This window comes from Finegoldia magna ATCC 29328, from assembly GCF_000010185.1.
In the GTDB taxonomy this organism is placed as follows: Bacteria; Bacillota; Clostridia; order Tissierellales; family Peptoniphilaceae; genus Finegoldia; species Finegoldia magna_H.
The window spans coordinates 162,531-180,506 of the sequence record NC_010376.1 but is presented as its reverse complement, the minus strand read 5'-3'; the positions used below and the strand labels follow the sequence as shown (position 1 = coordinate 180,506).

16 protein-coding genes are annotated in these 17,976 nt (G+C 34.3%); 3 read left to right on the top strand and 13 right to left on the bottom strand.

Annotation, left to right across the window (positions count from 1 at the left end; all coding sequences use genetic code 11):
- Nucleotides 1-15: 15 nt before the first annotated feature.
- Both rplC and rpsJ read right to left on the bottom strand, forming a co-directional pair.
- Entirely contained in the window at nt 16-645 is a 630-nt protein-coding gene (gene rplC, locus FMG_RS00800; protein WP_002840170.1) for a 50S ribosomal protein L3, read from the bottom strand.
- A 74-nt stretch (nt 646-719) separates the two neighbouring features.
- Complete coding sequence (rpsJ, locus tag FMG_RS00795) at nt 720-1,028, bottom strand: 30S ribosomal protein S10 (RefSeq protein ID WP_002836107.1); 309 nt, start codon at nt 1,026-1,028, stop codon at nt 720-722.
- Between the two features lie 750 nt (nt 1,029-1,778).
- Between rpsJ and FMG_RS00790 the strand changes: the two genes are divergently transcribed.
- Nucleotides 1,779-2,312 carry an HdeD family acid-resistance protein gene (locus FMG_RS00790; protein ID WP_002841117.1) on the top strand — a complete coding sequence of 178 codons (534 nt, stop codon included), beginning with the start codon at nt 1,779-1,781 and terminating at the stop codon, nt 2,310-2,312.
- A gap of 80 nt (nt 2,313-2,392) precedes the next feature.
- On the opposite strand, the gene FMG_RS00785 is transcribed toward FMG_RS00790, so the two are convergent.
- The gene (locus FMG_RS00785; RefSeq protein WP_002837389.1) at nt 2,393-3,733 is read right to left on the bottom strand and encodes an MATE family efflux transporter; all 1,341 of its coding nucleotides are present in this window, start codon (nt 3,731-3,733) and stop codon (nt 2,393-2,395) included.
- Between the two features lie 91 nt (nt 3,734-3,824).
- Nucleotides 3,825-4,787: a GNAT family N-acetyltransferase gene (locus FMG_RS00780; protein ID WP_002837388.1), complete on the bottom strand. Its 963-nt coding sequence runs from the start codon at nt 4,785-4,787 to the stop codon at nt 3,825-3,827.
- Between the two features lie 163 nt (nt 4,788-4,950).
- Between FMG_RS00780 and FMG_RS00775 the strand changes: the two genes are divergently transcribed.
- Together FMG_RS00775 and FMG_RS00770 are read left to right on the top strand one after the other, a co-directional pair.
- Nucleotides 4,951-5,784, top strand: coding sequence for an MIP/aquaporin family protein (locus FMG_RS00775; RefSeq protein WP_012290210.1), 834 nt, complete (start codon nt 4,951-4,953; stop codon nt 5,782-5,784).
- A gap of 26 nt (nt 5,785-5,810) precedes the next feature.
- Nucleotides 5,811-6,875, top strand: a complete 1,065-nt coding sequence (locus FMG_RS00770) for a methyltransferase domain-containing protein (RefSeq protein ID WP_012290209.1) — start codon at nt 5,811-5,813, stop codon at nt 6,873-6,875.
- A 49-nt stretch (nt 6,876-6,924) separates the two neighbouring features.
- On the opposite strand, the gene FMG_RS00765 is transcribed toward FMG_RS00770, so the two are convergent.
- The 9 genes from FMG_RS00765 to FMG_RS00725 all read right to left on the bottom strand — a co-directional run bounded on the left by FMG_RS00765 (nt 6,925) and on the right by FMG_RS00725 (nt 17,925).
- Nucleotides 6,925-7,968 (bottom strand): Fic family protein, encoded by a 1,044-nt coding sequence (locus FMG_RS00765; RefSeq protein ID WP_012290208.1) that lies wholly within the window; start codon nt 7,966-7,968, stop codon nt 6,925-6,927.
- 130 nt (nt 7,969-8,098) lie between these two features.
- Complete coding sequence (locus tag FMG_RS00760) at nt 8,099-8,548, bottom strand: hypothetical protein (RefSeq protein ID WP_012290207.1); 450 nt, start codon at nt 8,546-8,548, stop codon at nt 8,099-8,101.
- Nucleotides 8,549-8,749, bottom strand: coding sequence for a helix-turn-helix transcriptional regulator (locus FMG_RS00755; RefSeq protein ID WP_002841109.1), 201 nt, complete (start codon nt 8,747-8,749; stop codon nt 8,549-8,551). It lies immediately after the preceding gene.
- 139 nt (nt 8,750-8,888) lie between these two features.
- Complete coding sequence (locus tag FMG_RS00750) at nt 8,889-10,619, bottom strand: proline--tRNA ligase (RefSeq protein WP_002841123.1); 1,731 nt, start codon at nt 10,617-10,619, stop codon at nt 8,889-8,891.
- Between the two features lie 265 nt (nt 10,620-10,884).
- A complete protein-coding gene (locus FMG_RS00745; RefSeq protein ID WP_012290206.1) occupies nt 10,885-13,218 on the bottom strand; it encodes a hypothetical protein in 2,334 nt (777 codons plus the stop codon).
- Nucleotides 13,219-13,230: 12 nt separating this feature from the next.
- Nucleotides 13,231-15,285 (bottom strand): efflux RND transporter permease subunit, encoded by a 2,055-nt coding sequence (locus FMG_RS00740; protein ID WP_012290205.1) that lies wholly within the window; start codon nt 15,283-15,285, stop codon nt 13,231-13,233.
- Between the two features lie 11 nt (nt 15,286-15,296).
- Nucleotides 15,297-15,887, bottom strand: coding sequence for a TetR/AcrR family transcriptional regulator (locus FMG_RS00735; RefSeq protein ID WP_012290204.1), 591 nt, complete (start codon nt 15,885-15,887; stop codon nt 15,297-15,299).
- A gap of 331 nt (nt 15,888-16,218) precedes the next feature.
- Nucleotides 16,219-17,064: a carbohydrate ABC transporter permease gene (locus FMG_RS00730; protein WP_012290203.1), complete on the bottom strand. Its 846-nt coding sequence runs from the start codon at nt 17,062-17,064 to the stop codon at nt 16,219-16,221.
- 9 nt (nt 17,065-17,073) lie between these two features.
- Complete coding sequence (locus FMG_RS00725; RefSeq protein ID WP_012290202.1) at nt 17,074-17,925, bottom strand: carbohydrate ABC transporter permease; 852 nt, start codon at nt 17,923-17,925, stop codon at nt 17,074-17,076.
- Nucleotides 17,926-17,976 lie beyond the last annotated feature (51 nt).

Below are 17,976 nucleotides of genomic sequence, written 5' to 3'. Positions count from 1 at the left end.
GTTTCATCCTCCTTCCTATTTTGACTTAATAGCTTCTCTAACAGTAACTACTCCACCTTTGTTTCCTGGAACAGCTCCCTTAATAAGAAGTAAGTTTCTTTCATTGTCAACTTTAACAATTTTCAAGTTTTGAACAGTTACACGGTCGTGACCCATCTTTCCAGAACCTTTACGTCCTTTGAAAACTCTTGCTGGATAAGATCCGGCACTTCTTGCACCTGCAACTCTGTGTGATTTAGAACCGTGTCCCATAGGTCCTCTTGAATAGTTGTGTCTAACTATTGCACCTTGAGTTCCCTTACCTTTTGAAATACCGATAACATCCACAACGTCTCCGTCTTGGAAAATATCTAATTTGATTTCATCGCCAAGGTTAAATTGTTCGTCATCATTAATTTTGAACTCTCTTAAGTGTTTCTTGAATGAAACGCCTGCTTTGCCAAAATGACCTCTCATTGGTTGGTTTACATGTTTTTCTTTCTTTTCAATGTAACCAACTTGAATTGCGTTATATCCTTCTTTTTCTTTAGTTTTGATTTGTGTAACAACCATTGGACCCGCTTCAATGACAGTTACTGGAACAACACTACCGTCTTCGTTGAAGATTTGAGTCATTCCGATTTTTTTACCTAAAATACTCTTCATTGAGTACACCTCCTATAGTGTGATATCCACATTAAAATTTACTTACAGCGGATTGCTTTACAATCATACTAAGATTAAAGTTTAATTTCGATATCTACGCCGGCAGGAAGGTTAAGCTTTTTAAGCGCTTCCAATGTCTTTGCGTTAGGATTAATGATATCGATTAATCTCTTATGTGTTCTTTGTTCGAACTGTTCTCTTGAGTCTTTGTACTTGTGAACAGCTCTTAAGATTGTAATAACTTCTTTTTCTGTTGGCAACGGAATAGGACCTGAAACTTTAACGTCAGTTCTCTTAGCTGCCTCAACGATTTTTTGAGCTGATTGATCGATTAATTCGTGATCATAAGCTCTTAGTCTGATTCTGATTTTTTGATTTGCCATTTAGGCACCTCCTCTAAATTTTTGAAGAAGCGTCTTGCTGGGTTATGTTCATACACCCTCCCGGGTGTACAGTGACCTAAAATTTAAAAAACTTTTTTAAAAAGTTTAACCCATCGCCCTAATCGTGTAGGACTTCTCGGTGAAAATTACCTCGGAAGATTAATCACGTTTCCCGAGCAACCTTCCACTTCTACGCTTACTAACTTTAGGCACAACTGGTATTATACATTGTCTATACAACAATGTCAACACCTTTTTGAAGTTTTTTTGTAAAATTTCAAGTTTTTTACGAAAAATTTGTTTCCTTCCTTATTATATAATAAAAGAGCGTGGAATAAAATGAGTTTTGGGAGATTTTTTGCTTGCAAGGTGTATATCAAAAACAAAAATAATTTAGCACGAATATCTGTCTCCAAAAATAAACAAATTCAAAGCTTGTGAACCTAAAATCTCAAGTGCGAGCTTCGCTCTGGCACGAGTGAGATTTTTTCACGGTTCACTTCGCTAGAATTTGTGATTATTTTTTACGAATGATATTCTTATCTAAAACTATTTTTGTTTTTATTGCTAAGAAGTGTCGTCAGTAATTTTCGGTAACATTTTTCGTTTTAACTTGCGACAAATTTTCATCCAACAATTTTCGTTTTAACTTTCAACAAAGTGTTGTTAATAATTTTCTTAATATTTAGTGAATAATATTCTTTAAATCTGGGTATATAAAGTATATCAACAATTTAAGGAGGTGTTAGTATGGTAGAAGAAAAGAAATCAGTTGATTGGTTTTCTCTTATTACAGGTATTTGTTTTATTATAGTTTCATTCATAGCTTTTAAAAATCCATATGCCAGCTTAGCGAGTCTGGTGATTTATTTTGGAATAATTGCAATTGTTAAAGGCGTAGGCGGAGTTTTAATTTATAAAAAGATAAAAGATTTTACAAGACTGAACATAAAATTATTCTTTTGGATAAGCATAATAGATATAATACTTGGCCTCATTCTTGTTTTTAATGTCGAATCTGCTGTATTGATCATTCCGTATGTGTTCTCGATTTGGTTTATTATCGATTCAATCAACGATATTAGTTTCGGAAGATATCTAAGGTTTGTTCCAGGTGGACTTTACCATCTTAATATCATAATTAATATTATTACTTTAATTCTTGGAATTATGATGTTGTACAATCCTTTAAGAGCATCTTTTACGGTTGTATTTTTAATTGGAATGTATTTGACAATATCTGGCGTTAAATATATTGCATATGCTTTCAAACATGAGTATTAAAAAAATCGTCTCAAAATGATGTGTGCCATCTTTACCGGGTCATCCAGTAAGGATGGTACATATCAAAACGAGACGATTTTTTATATTTTAATGTTAACCCATTTACCTTGTCTAAATCTGATTGAATTGAACATGTATCTAGAGAATTGGTCGGAGAAGATTCCTAGCCATATTCCCACGATTCCCATTTCAAACACAGATACAAGGATGTATGTTACTACTGTCCTTATGATTGTTACACTTATGATTGAAGAGATTAATGTGTATTTTACATCACCTGCTGATCTCAAACATCCTCCGTAGATGATTTGTGAGATTTGTAGAAGGACTATTACTGTGATGAATCTTGCGATGATTTCTCCTGTTTCTATGATGGAGAGTTTGTCGAAGAACAAATGGAATATTCCTTTTCCAAATAACAACAATATCAAAGATAGTACAAGAGATATCATAAGTCCTATTCGTTGGCAGACTTTGCCGTAAATCTTGGCGTTTTCTTTCTTGCCAGCGCCAAGGCTTGATCCTGTTAGAACGACTGCTGCAACTTGCATCCCGTCTGCGAACGCAAAACAAATGCTAAGAAGATTCATTCCTACGTTGTGTGCTGCAAATGTGTCAGTTCCTAGTCCTGCTGCCATCAATGCTGTTGTCAAGAATCCGATTCTCATGGCTATATTTTCTACGAACAAATTGGTTCCAAGTTTGACGATACTTGTGAATACTTCAACTGTTGGTTTGATTTTCTTCTTGAAAATGTATTTGATTTGTACGAAACCATCTTTTCTGAAAAGAGATCTGATGCACATAATACTACTTACGACTGTTCCAAGTACTGTTGCAAGCGCTGCTCCTGAAACTTCCATCTTCGGAAAACCAAAATTACCACCTATCAAACAGTAGTTGAAAAATATATTGACAATACTAGACACTAAGTTGGTCGTGAAGGCAATTCTCGTGTTTCCTGATCCTCTTTGTGCTGCATTTATCGCCATACTGACTACGGAAAAAAGCATTCCACCCATTATTATTCTGAAATAATTCAATGCATCAGTATGCGTGTCTGAGTTACTTCCTGCAAGTCTCAATATGCTATCTGAAAAATACACCATCAAAGTGCTTATCACAACTGTTAGAACAAGTCCCATGATAATCGCTGTGACAAGTATTCTGTTTGCTCCTTCTTTGTCTTCTTCACCGAGACGTCTAGCTACAAGTGCTGATGTTGCGATGTTTATGGCGAAAAATATCGACAATGCTATAAATTTAGGTTGGGTTGTAAGACCTACGGCTGCTACTGCAGAGCTTCCAATCGAAGACACCATGTATGTGTCGATAATTCCTGCAAGTGCAATGAAAAAGCTCTCCAACACCGACGGCCACGCCACCTGTATCGCTCTTTTGTAAAAATTCTTATTCTTCATCTAATCATCCATTCTAAAATTCAATCTAATTCAAATATCTAAAAATAAAATTATATATTACATCATACTCTTAATAAAAAATTAATACAAGTTAGCGTGTTTTAATTCTTACAGTTGAATACTCTTCATTAGTATATACGACCTCAAATCCTAAGCTCAAAAATAAATTCAACGAAGGATTACAGGTACCAATATTGTCATATAGCTCATCTATGTCTAATTTTTTTGCCAAATCAATCAAAAACATCAACCCTTTTTTCCCGTAGCCGTTGTTTCTGTATTCATCTTTTACAATTAAACTGCAAATCCACCTATCATCTTCCTTATATATACAACATTCTCCTACAGGCTTGTTGTGACCCATAATGTAATAGTAAAATCTGTCGTCAGAATTTATCCATTTGTCATACCAATTTCGCCATTTGTCTTCTGAGAAATCAATAGCTCCGCCGTATTTTTCATTGAAACTCATCGTCTTTTCATCCGCCAACAATTCTTGTCTGAAATTCATCTCATCAAATTCAGGAATCACAAAATCACATTCGTAGTCTTCATCAATCATAGAATACATACAAGAATCTGCCACGCCTTGGTTGTTTGTAGCTGATTTTCTAAGACAACCTTCGTATTTCATGTTTGCGTTTCCCATCACCTTGCCACTTGCAGAGTTTCTCCTGTCGTGTGTGGCTTCAACTCTTACGGCGTGTTTTTCTTCAAACAAATATTTTAGCATTAGTTTCAAAGACTCTGTCATTATTCCCTGTGACCAATAATCGTATGCCAAGCAGTAGCCAATAGCGTAAGTTTTTGGATTTTCTTTGATTAAACTAGCTGATATACAACCAATGTTTTCATTGTTAGTGTTGCAAATCGCAAAGTAGATATTCTTGTCATCATTTATCCATTGTTTTATGATTTTTTCTGATTCTTTTATTGATGTGTGAGGCTTCCATGTCAAAAACTTCGTAACTCTACTGTCACTTGACCAATTTTCAAACATTTTTTCTGCATCATTTATTGTAAATTTTCTCAAAATTATTTTGTCAGTTTTCATAATCGCACTTCCTTTTTTTATATAATATCACATAATTTTCTTTCAATTATACACCTAATTTAGCGTTTAAAACAATTGTGAAATTTCGTTGACGGGTTTTGTTATATATTATACAATTAAATAGCGATAATATTTATCTCTAATAATATCAGGAGGTGAACTAATGAGTTCAGAAGGAGACAATTGTTGTTGCGAAGTCGTAACAAAAGAAAGCCTTATCCAAGGATTTACTGGTGAGGTTATCGGTACATTTTTGATGTGTTTTTTGGGAATTGGCGCTGTAGCAACGGCTACTTTATATCAAGCTCACACCGGTCCATTCCAAGTTGGTATGGTTTGGGGTCTTGCAATCGCTATTGCAATTTACACTACAAGAAATTTATCCTGTGCGCATTTTAATCCTGCAGTTACATTTGCAATGTGTATTTCAAAAAGATGTTCATGGAAGAATTTCCCAGTTTATGTTCTTGGACAATTCGTCGGAGCAATCTTGGCAGCTAGTGCATTGTGGGTATTCTTTCAAGATTCTATCAAGAAAAGCTTGGATGCAGCGAATGTGACAATGGATGTGGCAACGCCTGCATCAAGTATTTGGTGCGAAGTATTCCCGAACACCGCAAACGGCGTAATCAGCATGCCTGTTGCTGCATTTGCAGAAGCGCTTGGAGTTTTCGTTTTGGTTATGATAATTTTCTCAATGACTGAAGGTTGCAACGTAGGTAGACCAAGCGATGATATTTTCCCATTATTCATCGGTCTAACAGTAACAGCGTTGATTTGTACGATTGGACCTATGACTGATGCAGGTCTCAATCCAGCGAGAGATTTCGCCCCAAGAATCGTGGCATATTTCGTTGGATGGAAAAACGTTGCATTCTCAATGGATGCATTCATCGTTTATGCGCTTGCACCATTAATCGGTGGCGGTTTGTCGGCGATTTTGTTTACAAAGTTTATCGAACCAATGCAAAACAAGAAAAACTGCAGCTGCAATTAATAATTTAATAACAATAGGAGGTTTTTATGGAAGACATTAGAAAACAAGTATCAGAGTATTACAGCAACATAACTACAGAAAAAGAAGGACAAATGGAAACAAAAATCTGTAGTTGTCAAGATAATATGCCTGATCATTTGAAAGAAATAAGAAGTATGATCAACCCTGAAATCATCAAAAGATTTTACGGATGTGGCTCCCCTATCCCACCAGCATTAGAAGGATGCACTGTATTGGATTTGGGATGCGGAACTGGATTGGATGTTTACATTGCATCTAAATTAGTTGGCGAAAATGGAAAAGTAATCGGTGTCGACATGACTGATGACCAATTGAACTTCGCTAAGAAATACCAAGACGAAATGGCTGAAAAATTCGGCTACAAGAAATCAAACGTAGAATTCAAGAAAGGCTACATCGAAGATTTGAAATCAATTGGAATCGAAGACGAATCAATCGATGTTGTAATCAGTAACTGCGTTATCAACCTTTCTCCATTCAAGGAAGAAGTGTTCAAAGAAGTGTGGAGAGTTTTGAAAAAAGGCGGAGAATTATACTTCTCAGATATTTTCGCAGACAGAAGAGTTCCAGATGAAATCTACCAAAACCCTGTATTACGTGGCGAATGCTTAGCTGGTGCAATGTATGTCGAAGATTTCAGAAGACTTTTGAGAAAAATAGGCTGGGAAGATTTCAGATACACTAAAACAACTGTTGCTCCAATCGAAAACAAGGAAATTGAAAAATTAGTTGGTAATGTTAACTTCACATCAAGAACTGTAAGAGCAATAAAATTGCCAGGAATTATTGAAGATAAATGTGAACAATACGGACAATTTGCGACATATCGTGGAGGAATGGTAGGCTGCGACAACTATTTCGACCTAGATGACCACCACAGATTTTTCGTAGATTTACCAATGGCAGTGTGTGGAAATAGCTGTGCAATGGTACAAGATACAAGATTCGGAAAATATTTTGATGTAGTCGGAGACAGAAGCAAACACTTTGGTTTGTTCGACGGTTGTGGAGACAGCCCTGCGCCTGCTGCAGACGACTGTGGTTGTGACGGCGGATCTTGCTGCTGCTAACAAAAACAAAAGCTGTGAGTTTTCTCACAGCTTTTTTGATTGCGCAAAATCATGCTTTAATATATTTAGTTGCCCTTCCACTACCTATTTGTTTGATTAAATGTGTGTCTTTTAATTCTTTTAAGGCTCTTTCAATAGTTCTTTGAGAAATGTCTGGACAAATTATGACAATATCAGACTTAGACAATGGTTTTAACGTTTTTTCAAAAACTTTCATAATTCTATCGGCAGATGTCAAAGATTTCTCTCCTATAAGTCTGAATCTTTCATCACACTCGAAATATGCTTTATAAATAACAGATAACATATATTTGATAAATGGCAACTCGTTATTTTCTCCAGAATGCCAATTCTCGCTCGATGCTTGTAATTGTTCATAATACTTATCCTTAGTATCTTCAATTATCATTTCCAAGGAAATATATTTCCCTACAAAGAACCCATTTTTGTATAAAAGTAAAAGCGTCAACAGCCTTGACATTCTTCCATTTCCGTCATAAAAAGGATGAATACACAAAAAATCATGCACCACAACTGGAATTAACAACAGTGGTGGTACTTTTAATTTTACTGCTTCATCATAAGCACTTATCATCTTATCGATATAATTTTCCGTTTCAAATGCAGATACTGGTTGAAACCTTATTTTTTTCTCTCCAAATGCATTTGTTTCCACAATGCTATTATCGATAGTTTTGAATTTCCCCTTATGATTTTCAGAAGAGTAATAATACAACCTACTATGAAGAGTCAAGATATTATTTTTCGTAAGGTCAATATCCGTATAATTTTCGTGGATAATATCCAGCACTTCCCTATATCCATATATTTCCTCTTCATTTCTATTTCTAGGTTCACTTTTTTTATTCATCAATTCTTCTAATCTACTATCATTTGTAGAAATCCCTTCGATTGCATTAGAAGATTTTGTCGACTGAATCTTCGCAACCTCCACCATCTTTTCAAGTACATCCGAAAAATTTGCTACATAAAGTTCCTGTTTGCCTTTATATTCGTAAATTTTTGATATCAAATTGTACATATTTGCAGGAATATTTAGATTTAATAATTTTGAATAATCAAATTCTCTCATACATTCTCACCATCTTTCTCGCCATTATACCATAAATGGCGTAGATAAATCAATATTGGCGAGATTAATCTCGCCATTTTTATCGATTTGGCGTAGATAAATTAAATGTGGCGAGGAAAAAATTTTATTACTACAATTTCTGGCTCCAATATATTTTCAGTATCAATGTTATAATTATTTGTGCAATGGCTACTGCTGTAAGTGCGATGAACACTTCATAGTTTACATAGGACATGACGCAGGCGATTACTGCTATGACTAATGACAATATTGGTACAATGTTTTTTCCGGATTTCATTCTTATTAATATTTCACGTTCGTCTGTTTCTTTTGTATACATTTCTTTTAGATATTTTTCATCTCTGTAGGCTCTTATCAAACATCCCATGTAAAATACGCAAACTAATTCTATTCCTGTGAAAAATCCCAAAACATAGTCCGTTCTATCTGTAGTCTTTGGTGATATATCTTTCAAAAAGTCCGCTCCTAGAACAATAGCTAAGAGAGCTATGACGCAAAATACTACTAGCAAAGATATTCTACGCGCTATTTCTTTTCTGTAGTTTTGTAAGTTTTTCATTTAATCGTCCCCCTCCATTGTAAATATGTCTTCGATTTTCATTTCGAAAAATTTCGCTATTTTGAATGCAAGTGGGAGTGATGCGATATATTTTCCGTTTTCTATCGATGTGATAGTTTGTCTTGTCACTCCAACTTCACTCGCCAATTCTTCCTGAGTAATTTTGTTTTCTTTTCTTAATTGGGAAATAATATTTTTCATTTTTTCTCCTTTGCAAAGTTCACTTTACATTTTTAGTATAGTATGCTTTACATATTTTGTCAAGTATGCTTTACATTTTTGAAATAAAAAAACTACGAGCCTTATCACCCGTAGTTTTCGTTTTAAATATCAAATTAAATTATCTGTATAATCCACCAACTGATTTCAAGTTGGAGTTGATGATTTCCATTACTTTCTCGTAAGCTTCTGTTGATGACATTTCTACATTTTCAAGCGTTCTTCTTTCAGAAAATTCTACGATATCTTCAGCAGCTTTCTTACCGACTGTTATTCTTAGTGGAATTCCTATCAAATCACGGTCGTTGAATTTTACTCCTACTCTTTCTTTTCTATCATCAAGTAGAACTTCTACTCCTTGAAGAAGTAATTTTTCATAAAGTTTTTCTGCAAGAGTGTTTTGTTCTTCATCTTTTGTGTTAACAATTGTGATGATCACATGATATGGAGCTACAACTAATGGCCAAATCATTCCCTTGTCGTCGTGGTTTTGTTCTACAATTGCGCTGACACTTCTTGTTACGCCGATTCCGTATGATCCCATCCAGAAGAATTGTTCTTTTCCATTTTCATCAAGGAATGTAGCGTTCATGCTCTTGGAATATTTTTGTCCCAATTGGAAGATATTTCCAACTTCGATTCCTCTTTTGAATTTCAATGGAGATTTTGTTTCAGGATCGATATCTCCTTCTTGTACCATCAACAAATCTTCCACGATTTCTCCTTCGAAATCATCTCCATAGTTTACATTTTTGATGTGATAGTTTTCTTCATTCGCTCCAACGACGAAGTTTTTCATTTGCTTAACTCTTGAATCGATTATGATTCTACAATCTAATCCTATTGGGCCTGTAAATCCTGGTGAACTGTTCAATGCCAAGATGTCTTGTTCTTCCATCATTTCGATTTCGTGTTCTGGACATTTCAGATAACTTACAAGTTTGGACATGTTAAGTTCACGATCTCCTGGTATGAACACTATTACAGGTTTTCCTTCTACCATCAAATCCACAGCCTTCAAACAATGTGCTGCGTCAACATTCAAGAAATCACTTACTTCTTCAATTGTTTTGCAGTTTGGTGTGAGGACTTTTTCTGATGAAAGTTTTTCTACATTTTCATCGTTTACTTGATAGTAGACGTATGCTTTTTCGTCTGTTGCTGCGAAATCACTGTCATCGCTGTAGCAAATCACACCTTCACCTACATCACTTAATGCGATAAATTCGTGTGAACTGTTACCACCCATTGCGCCACTGTCTCCTGCTACGATTTTGTATTCCAAACCAAGTCTGTTGAATACAACTTCATACGCTCTCCACATGTTCATGTAAGCTTCACCCATTGCTTCTTCGTTGACATCAAATGTATAAGCATCTTGCATCAAGAATTCTCTGGAACGATTGATTCCAAATCTTGGTCTTTTTTCATCACGGTATTTTGTTTGGATTTGGTAAATATTAAGTGGAAGTTGCTTGTAGCTTTTGATTTCACCTTTTACTAAATCTGTAAAATATTCTTCTGCTGTTGGTCCAAGGCAAAATTCACGGTTGTTTCTGTCTTTGAGCTTGAACATTTCTGGTCCAAATGTCTTCCATCTTCCAGATTCTTCCCAGATTTCACGAGGTTGAGTTATTGGCATGTGAATTTCTTGTGAACCGTAGTTGTCCATTTCTTCACGAACTATGTTTTCTACCTTTCTTACAATTCGATATCCCAATGGCAAATAACTGTACAATCCTGCTGCTGTTTTTCTAATCATGCCAGCTCTTAATAGAAGCTTGTGGCTTGCTATTTCTGCATCTTGTGGATCCTCTCTTAAAGTTGGCATATAAAATTTATTCATTCTCATAATTTATAAGTTCCTTTCTTTTAGTAGTTATATGTATCTAAAAAAAGATCCCTCGTCACGAAGACGAAGGATCGCTATACCACTTCTAGTTTGTTAGTTATAAGGTGACAACCCTATGATTTTGACATAATCTCCGAGTTAGGTTCATTCTATCGTAAATGAAAGTTTCCACCTTACACTTTCTCTCTGAAAAATCGTATAGAACTAATATTCTCTTCATCGATACATTAGATTGTATCAGAATAGAATGTTTTTGTAAAGATTACTATTTTATTTTTTCAATAATTCTTGATTTTGTTTCAAAATTATTGTCTGTTCCTGTGAATGAAGAATCTTTTACTGCCAAATCACTCATAGCATCGATTATGTCTTTGAATTTGTTCAAATCTTTTGTCTTGTTGGATAATTCATCAATTCCTTTTTCTTTGTATTCTTTTAATTTGGAACTGAATTCTTTTTGTCCAGATGAAAGCTTGTCACTACCTGATTTTAATTGTCCAGTTGATGAATCTAATCGTCCAAGTCCATCGTTTAACATATTGATTGCGTTACTCATTGGAATGATGGCTTTTTCATTTATTTGTGACAATGAAGATAAAAGAGCTGATTGTTTGTTGAACTCTTGCAATCCACCAGATAATTTCTTAGAGCCTTCAACTAATGCACTTGAATTCTTATCCAATTCTTCCATTCCATTTAAAAGCATTGCCATTGCTTGTTCGTTTTGCAATGTACCTTCTTTTAATGATTGTGATCCACCTTTGATTTGACCTGTTGCATCGTCAAGTTTGTCGATGGAATCCTTTAATGTTGATAATCCATCTGCGCCATTTAATGCGCCACCCATTTGTCCCAATCCTTGAGATAATTGGTTAGAAGAATCCACAAGTTTTGATTTTGATTGATTCATGGCAGCTGATGTTCTCATAAGTGCATTTGATAAATCGGCGTTTCCTTGGGACAATGCACTTGAACTTTGTGCTAATTCATTTAATGCTGCTTGTAGTTTTTGTTGCCCAGCATTTTGTGAACCAGCATTTCTGATTGATTGTGCTTGAACGTACATTACGTTTTTTTGTGCTTGAAGATATGCTATTGTGTCGCTTAGTTGTCCATCTCCATTTTTTGCTTGTAATTGTTGGATTGCGTTGTTCAATCCTTCGGCAGATGTTTCAAGTCCAAGGGCTATTTTTTCTGCGTTTGCACTTCCATCAGCACCACCTGCAAGTTGTGCTACTTGTTGTAGTTTTTCGTTGAATTGTGCGCTTGAATCTTTTAATTGTTGAGATTTTCCAGAAATTTGTTCAACTGTATTTGCTAATTGACCATAACTTCCTGCCAAACCATTCAATCCATTTGATAATTGAGTTGATTTTTCAAGTAATTGGTCTTTTTGTGCGCTCATTTGTTTCATGTTTTCAGTTCCTGCTCTTAATTGTGAAGTGGCATCTTTTAATTTGCCAACTCCATTGTCCAAATCAGTCGCACCTTTCGCTAATTTTTCTGATCCTTCTTTGATTTTGGCTGTGTTTTCTTTGATTTTTCCAACTGCAGCTGTGTAGTCTGAAATTCCGTTGTATAGTTTCAAGCTACCGTCATTCATTTGAGCTACATATCCTTGTATAGGGCCTACTTTTGATTGTATTCCTGAGAATTTGCCTTGCATTTGTTGTGTTGATGATGCAAGTTTTTGTGAACCATTGCGTAGTTTGGTAACTCCTGTTTGCATTTGTGAAATTCCTGAGTTTAGTTTGTCTTGTCCTTCAGATAATTTAACTGATGCATCTACAAGTTTTTGTGAATTATCTTGTAATTCTTTAACACCGTTTTGAAGTTTATCCAATGAATCGATGTTTTTCTTTTCTTGGAAAAATTCATTAGTGATTACAGAATAGATTTCTACTGGTTTGTAATCCTTGATGTCCATTTCAACTGAAACTTCGTCTTTGAATTTGTTCAATTCTTTGTCTTCTACAATCCCACTCAAGTTTTGTTTCATGCCTGGTGTCATAACTGTAGTTACTATTTCGTTTTTGCCGTCTTTTACGATTTTAACATCGTCTGATGATACGTTGTTTACTTTTTCATCGTCAAATGTCATCGCTGCTACAACTACATATGGTGAATATACATTTCTTGATTGTCCGTCAATTGTCTTCTTTTCGTATCTGTTGTTTTTAGAAGTGATTACAATCTTCAAATGCCCAGATTTTCCTTCCAATTCAGAAGCTTTCATTTCTTTTCCATCCAAGAAATATTTTACAGATACATCCACTGGAAGTTTCTTGTCAGTGTCACCTTTGTAGTAGATATCTTTTTTGTTTTCATCTAATTTCAAATATCCGTTTTCAGATTTTAGTTCTTTGTCTGTTTTCAAATCTTTTACATTTGTCAAATTAGATTTGTCGTTTGCTTTTATATTTTTATCTGAATTTAACCACACAGAAACTGACTTGTCTTTGATTTCATTACCTTCTACTGTTACATAAACAGTTTCTGATTTTTTGATTAAATCTTGTTGTTCTGCAAATGATAAATTAGCAAATGTCATCGAAGAAATTAATGACAACGCTAAGATTTTTTCGATATTTTTCTTCATGTTTGTACTCCTTTACGCTAAATTTTTAGTTGTTTTCTTGATAAATGGGAATGTAACGCTCAATATTGCTGGAAGTAATATGATAATTACAAGCATACTGATGATTGCTCCCCTAGCAAGTAACGTACATATTGTGGATACTATTTCCATTTTTGAATAAATTCCTACGCCAATTGTAGCTGCCATGAATGATAAGGCACTTGTAACAATTGATTTGGAAGTTTCTTTTACTGATGTTTTCAACGAACCATTTAAATCTTTACTCTTTCGATATTCGTACAAGAATCTGTCCGTCATTAATATAGAATAATCTATCGTAGATCCCAGTTGGATTACGCCGATTACTATTGATGTGATAAACGGAATTGTTTGATTGAAGTAGAATGGGATTGCCATGTTGATTTGAATTGCAAGTTCTATGGCTGCTATCAATACAACTGGAATTCCAAATGATTTGAACGATATTGCGATGATTATGAATACTGCAATTAATGATGCTATGTTAACCATCTTGAAATCTTGGTCAGAAATATCTGTCAAATCGTCTGTAAGAACAGCTTCGCCTGTCAAATATCCGTCCTTGTCGTGTTTTGCAATTACATCACGCATTTGTGTGATTTGTTTGTTCACCTCTTCAGATGCTGTTTGGTATTTTGAATTAACCATAATCATTTCGTAGCCGTTTTTTACGAAATTATCTCTGAGTTTATCTGGTAAGAATGTTGCAGGAATTGTAACTCCAGTAATCGAACTTGTTCCAACAACTGAATTTATTCCGTCGATATGTTTTAGTTCATCAATCATAGAATTCATAGCAGTGTTAGATAAATTGTCTTTTACGACGATAAAATGAGTACTTGCCATGTTGTAGTCTTTTTTCATTTTATTAAGAGATACAATGGAGTCCAAATCTTGTGGCAATGATCTATCCAAATTGTAGTATAATTTTGTGTTTACAGATCCATAAATCGCTGGAATAAATAACACTACAAATACCATTGCCAACACTTTTCTCTTGTCTACGACGAAATTTGGTAATTTGTTAAATTCTGGAAGTAATACCTTGTGATTGTATTTGTCCACAGCTTTTTCTGTAAGAAGTAGCATTGGTGGAAGAACAATCAAAGTAGATAAAAGTCCGATGAAGACCCCTTTGCTCATTACAAGTCCAATGTCTTTACCCAAAGACAATCTCATCAATATTAAAACCAAGAATCCTGCAAAAGTTGTAAGTGAAGATGAGAAAAGAGATGAGAATGTCGCTTCAATTGCTTTCGCCATTGCCTTTGCGTGTGAATCTCTCTTTTTCTTTTCCGCTGCATATCTGTGATACAAGAAAATCGAATAGTCCATCGTTACAGCAAGTTGCAACACTGCTGCGATTGCCTTGGTAATGTAGGATATTTGTCCCAAAAATATATTAGTCCCAAAATTATAAATAACTGCATATCCTATATTCAACATAAACACGAATGGAATTACAGTCGATTCATTCGTCAAGCTTAACACCACAAGTCCAAGTGCCACAGCCAACATTACATAAATCGGCGTTTCCTTGTCAATCAAATCCTTCGTATCTTTTACAAGAGCACTAATTCCGCTCAAATATTTTTGTTTCGATTCGATTTTTTTGATTTGTTCGATTGCCTTCATAGTTCTCATTGAAGATGAGGATTCGCTAAATTTAACCATCATCAACGTACTATCTTTTGCGTAGAACACATCTCTAATATCATCTGGCAAAAATTCGTTGGGAACAGTTGGCCCAATAATCGAAGTCTTAGATATAACATCCTCAACCCCGTCGATTTTTTGCACTTGTTCTCTCAATTTCTCGGCATCATTGTCGCTGCCTTCTAAAATCAACATCCCAGTAGCTGCGTTTTTGAAATCTTTATCCAAAATAGATTGACCTTGTGTTGATTTCAAATCAGTTGGCAAATAAGATAAAATATCGTAATTGATATTTGTCGCCTTGTAACCAATTATTGATGGAATCAACAACAAAGTCATAACCAAAAGCACTAGCTTGGGATGATTAGCTATAAATTCTGAAAATTTCTTCATGTAAATCACCCTTATCTATTTAAAATTTGTTTAATCACCTCAACCAAAACAGACTTCATTTCATCAATCGATAAAATAGAATCCTTTCTGATTGCAAGTTTGCAAGTTGAAATCACAGTCTCAATAGTCAAAGAAAGAATATACAATTTTTGTGAATCAGAATATTCCTTTGAGAACAACTGTGAATACTTGTTCAAAATGTATTTCAGTGTAGTGTCCGCTTCGGCAAATCTTTCTTCATTTTCAACCTTCGCATACAACGCCCAGTTCAAATTGCTCGCAACAAGTTCAAACTCAAAAGGATGAGCAATGTAATAATCAATTATAAAATCTGTAAAACTAATAAACCTCTCGACATGATCTTCTTGCGTGCATTTTTTCTCGGCTTCAAGCACCAAATCAACAACCTTTGACAGGACGATTTGTTCCTTCAAATCTTCCTTGTCCTTAAAATACGAATAAAAAGTTCCCAATCCCAAATCAGTGTTATTCATAATATCCCTGATAGTAGTCTTCTCAACGCCCTTTTTCTCAAACATCTTAATTGCAGATTGGATTATTTGTAATTTATTATCCTTTTTCTTTTCATCCAAATACGACACAACTAACCTCCTTTCATCTATTGAACAACGTTCATTTCTTTTGACGTTTTTTATTGTACCACTTTTTTGAACTATGTTCAACAATTTTGAAAAAATTTTTTTATTTTTATTTTTATAATTTAAAACATTGAAAATCCAACATTTGTTTTGCAAATTTCGTTTTTATTTGATATTTTTTAATTTCATAAAACAAAATTTTTGAAATTTTGTAACATTTTTTATAAATTTTCGGGAGTTGGAGTCTGATGTAAATTTGAGCAAAAAAAATACCAGAGCCACAAAATGCTCTGATATTTTTCATGAAAGGAATTGTGTATGATAATTGTAATATTTAACCTTTTACAGATCCTTGTGTTAATCCTGAAATAAGTTTGTTTCTAAAAATAATCGCAACTATTGCCGGAATAACTAATGATACCAATCCGCACAATGCAATTAATCCGTAACTTATATCGTTTCTACCCATAAATTCCGACAAAATAAGTGTGACAACTTTGTTTTCCGGTGAAGATAGAAGTATCAATGGAATTTGGAATTGGTTCCAACTCATTATAAACACCATCAAAACACAAGTGAGTATAATTGGATAAGAGATTGGAAGTATTACGTAGAAAAATATTTGTCTTTCGTTTAATCCTTCTACTTCCGCAGCTTCGAGCAATTCTTTCGGCAATGTTTTGAAATAGTTCATGATTATCCAAGTGGTTATCGGAATAAATGCCGATACGTAAATTATGGATACGTAGAATAATTTATCCAAGAATCCAAATCTCGCAAATGTCGCATATATTGGAATTATTGTCGTAAATACTGGAATTACTATTGTTATCATCAAAAATTTAATGATGAAATTTTTCGCAAAGAATTTGTATCTATAAAATGCATATCCCGCCAAAACTGCTGTCGGTATTCCAATTAATATTGTCAACGCTGCCATTTTCAACGAATTCATCAATCCACCAAATAAAACTTCGTGTGATTTGGTAGTTGCATCGAAAATTTCTTTGTAATTTCCCCAATAAATTTCTGATGGCAAAAAGCTTGTAGTGTTTTTTAACATTTCATATTCAGGAGTAATTGTGATTACAAAACACCAAATAAGTGGTCCCAATGTAAACAATACGAATAATATGATGCACAAATATTTAATTATCTTTTCAAATAAACTGTCTTTCATATTCACTCCTTAATTTGCATCCTTGATGTAGAAATATCCAATAATTCCGGATAAAATCATAATTATATAAGTGATAGCTGATCCATATCCGAAATTCAAATAACTAAATGTGTGCATGTAGTTGTAAATCAACAACGTTGCTGCTTCAAGCTTGTATCCTGTTATCGTAACAACTTCGTCGAACACATTGATTGCTGCCATTGTGATTTGGATAAGAACTATTGCCATCGATGGAAGTAACATTGGTAGTGTAATTTCTCTAAATTGTTGGGCTTTTGATGCTCCGTCAACTAATGCTGCTTCGTACAAATCATCTGGAATGTTTTTCAATGTAGAAAGTATTAGTATCGCACAAAATGGTACAACTCTCCACGCGACAACGACACTTACTACAAATAAAGTCGTCTTCAGATTCACTGTCCACAAAACTGGTTTTTCTATTAAATGTAAATTTATCAATATTTTATTCATAAGTCCATATCCAGGATAAAATATAAATTTCCAAATAATACCATTTACCAACGGTGGAAGTGCCCACGGAATTATCGCAATAGCTGTAAGAATAGGGCTTAGGCGAAGTTTTTCGTTCAAAATCAATCCTACGATTACGCTGCATACAAAAGCTATGATTACTGTAAGCAAAAGTATGATTAAACTGTTTTTGAGTGCGGCGTAAAAATCAGGTGATTTCAAAACTTTTTCGTAGTTTTTGAGTCCAATCCATTTTATATTGTATGGTTCTGTCAAGTTATAATTTTGTAAACTGAAAAAGAACGTCCTGATTACTGGATACACTACTGTTGTTATGATGATAAACAATGCTGGAAGCAAAAGTAGGTATCCTTTTTTGCTTTTTTTCATTTTTGCTCCTTAGATTTTACGATAGTAAAAAAAGCTCAAATTCCGAAAAAT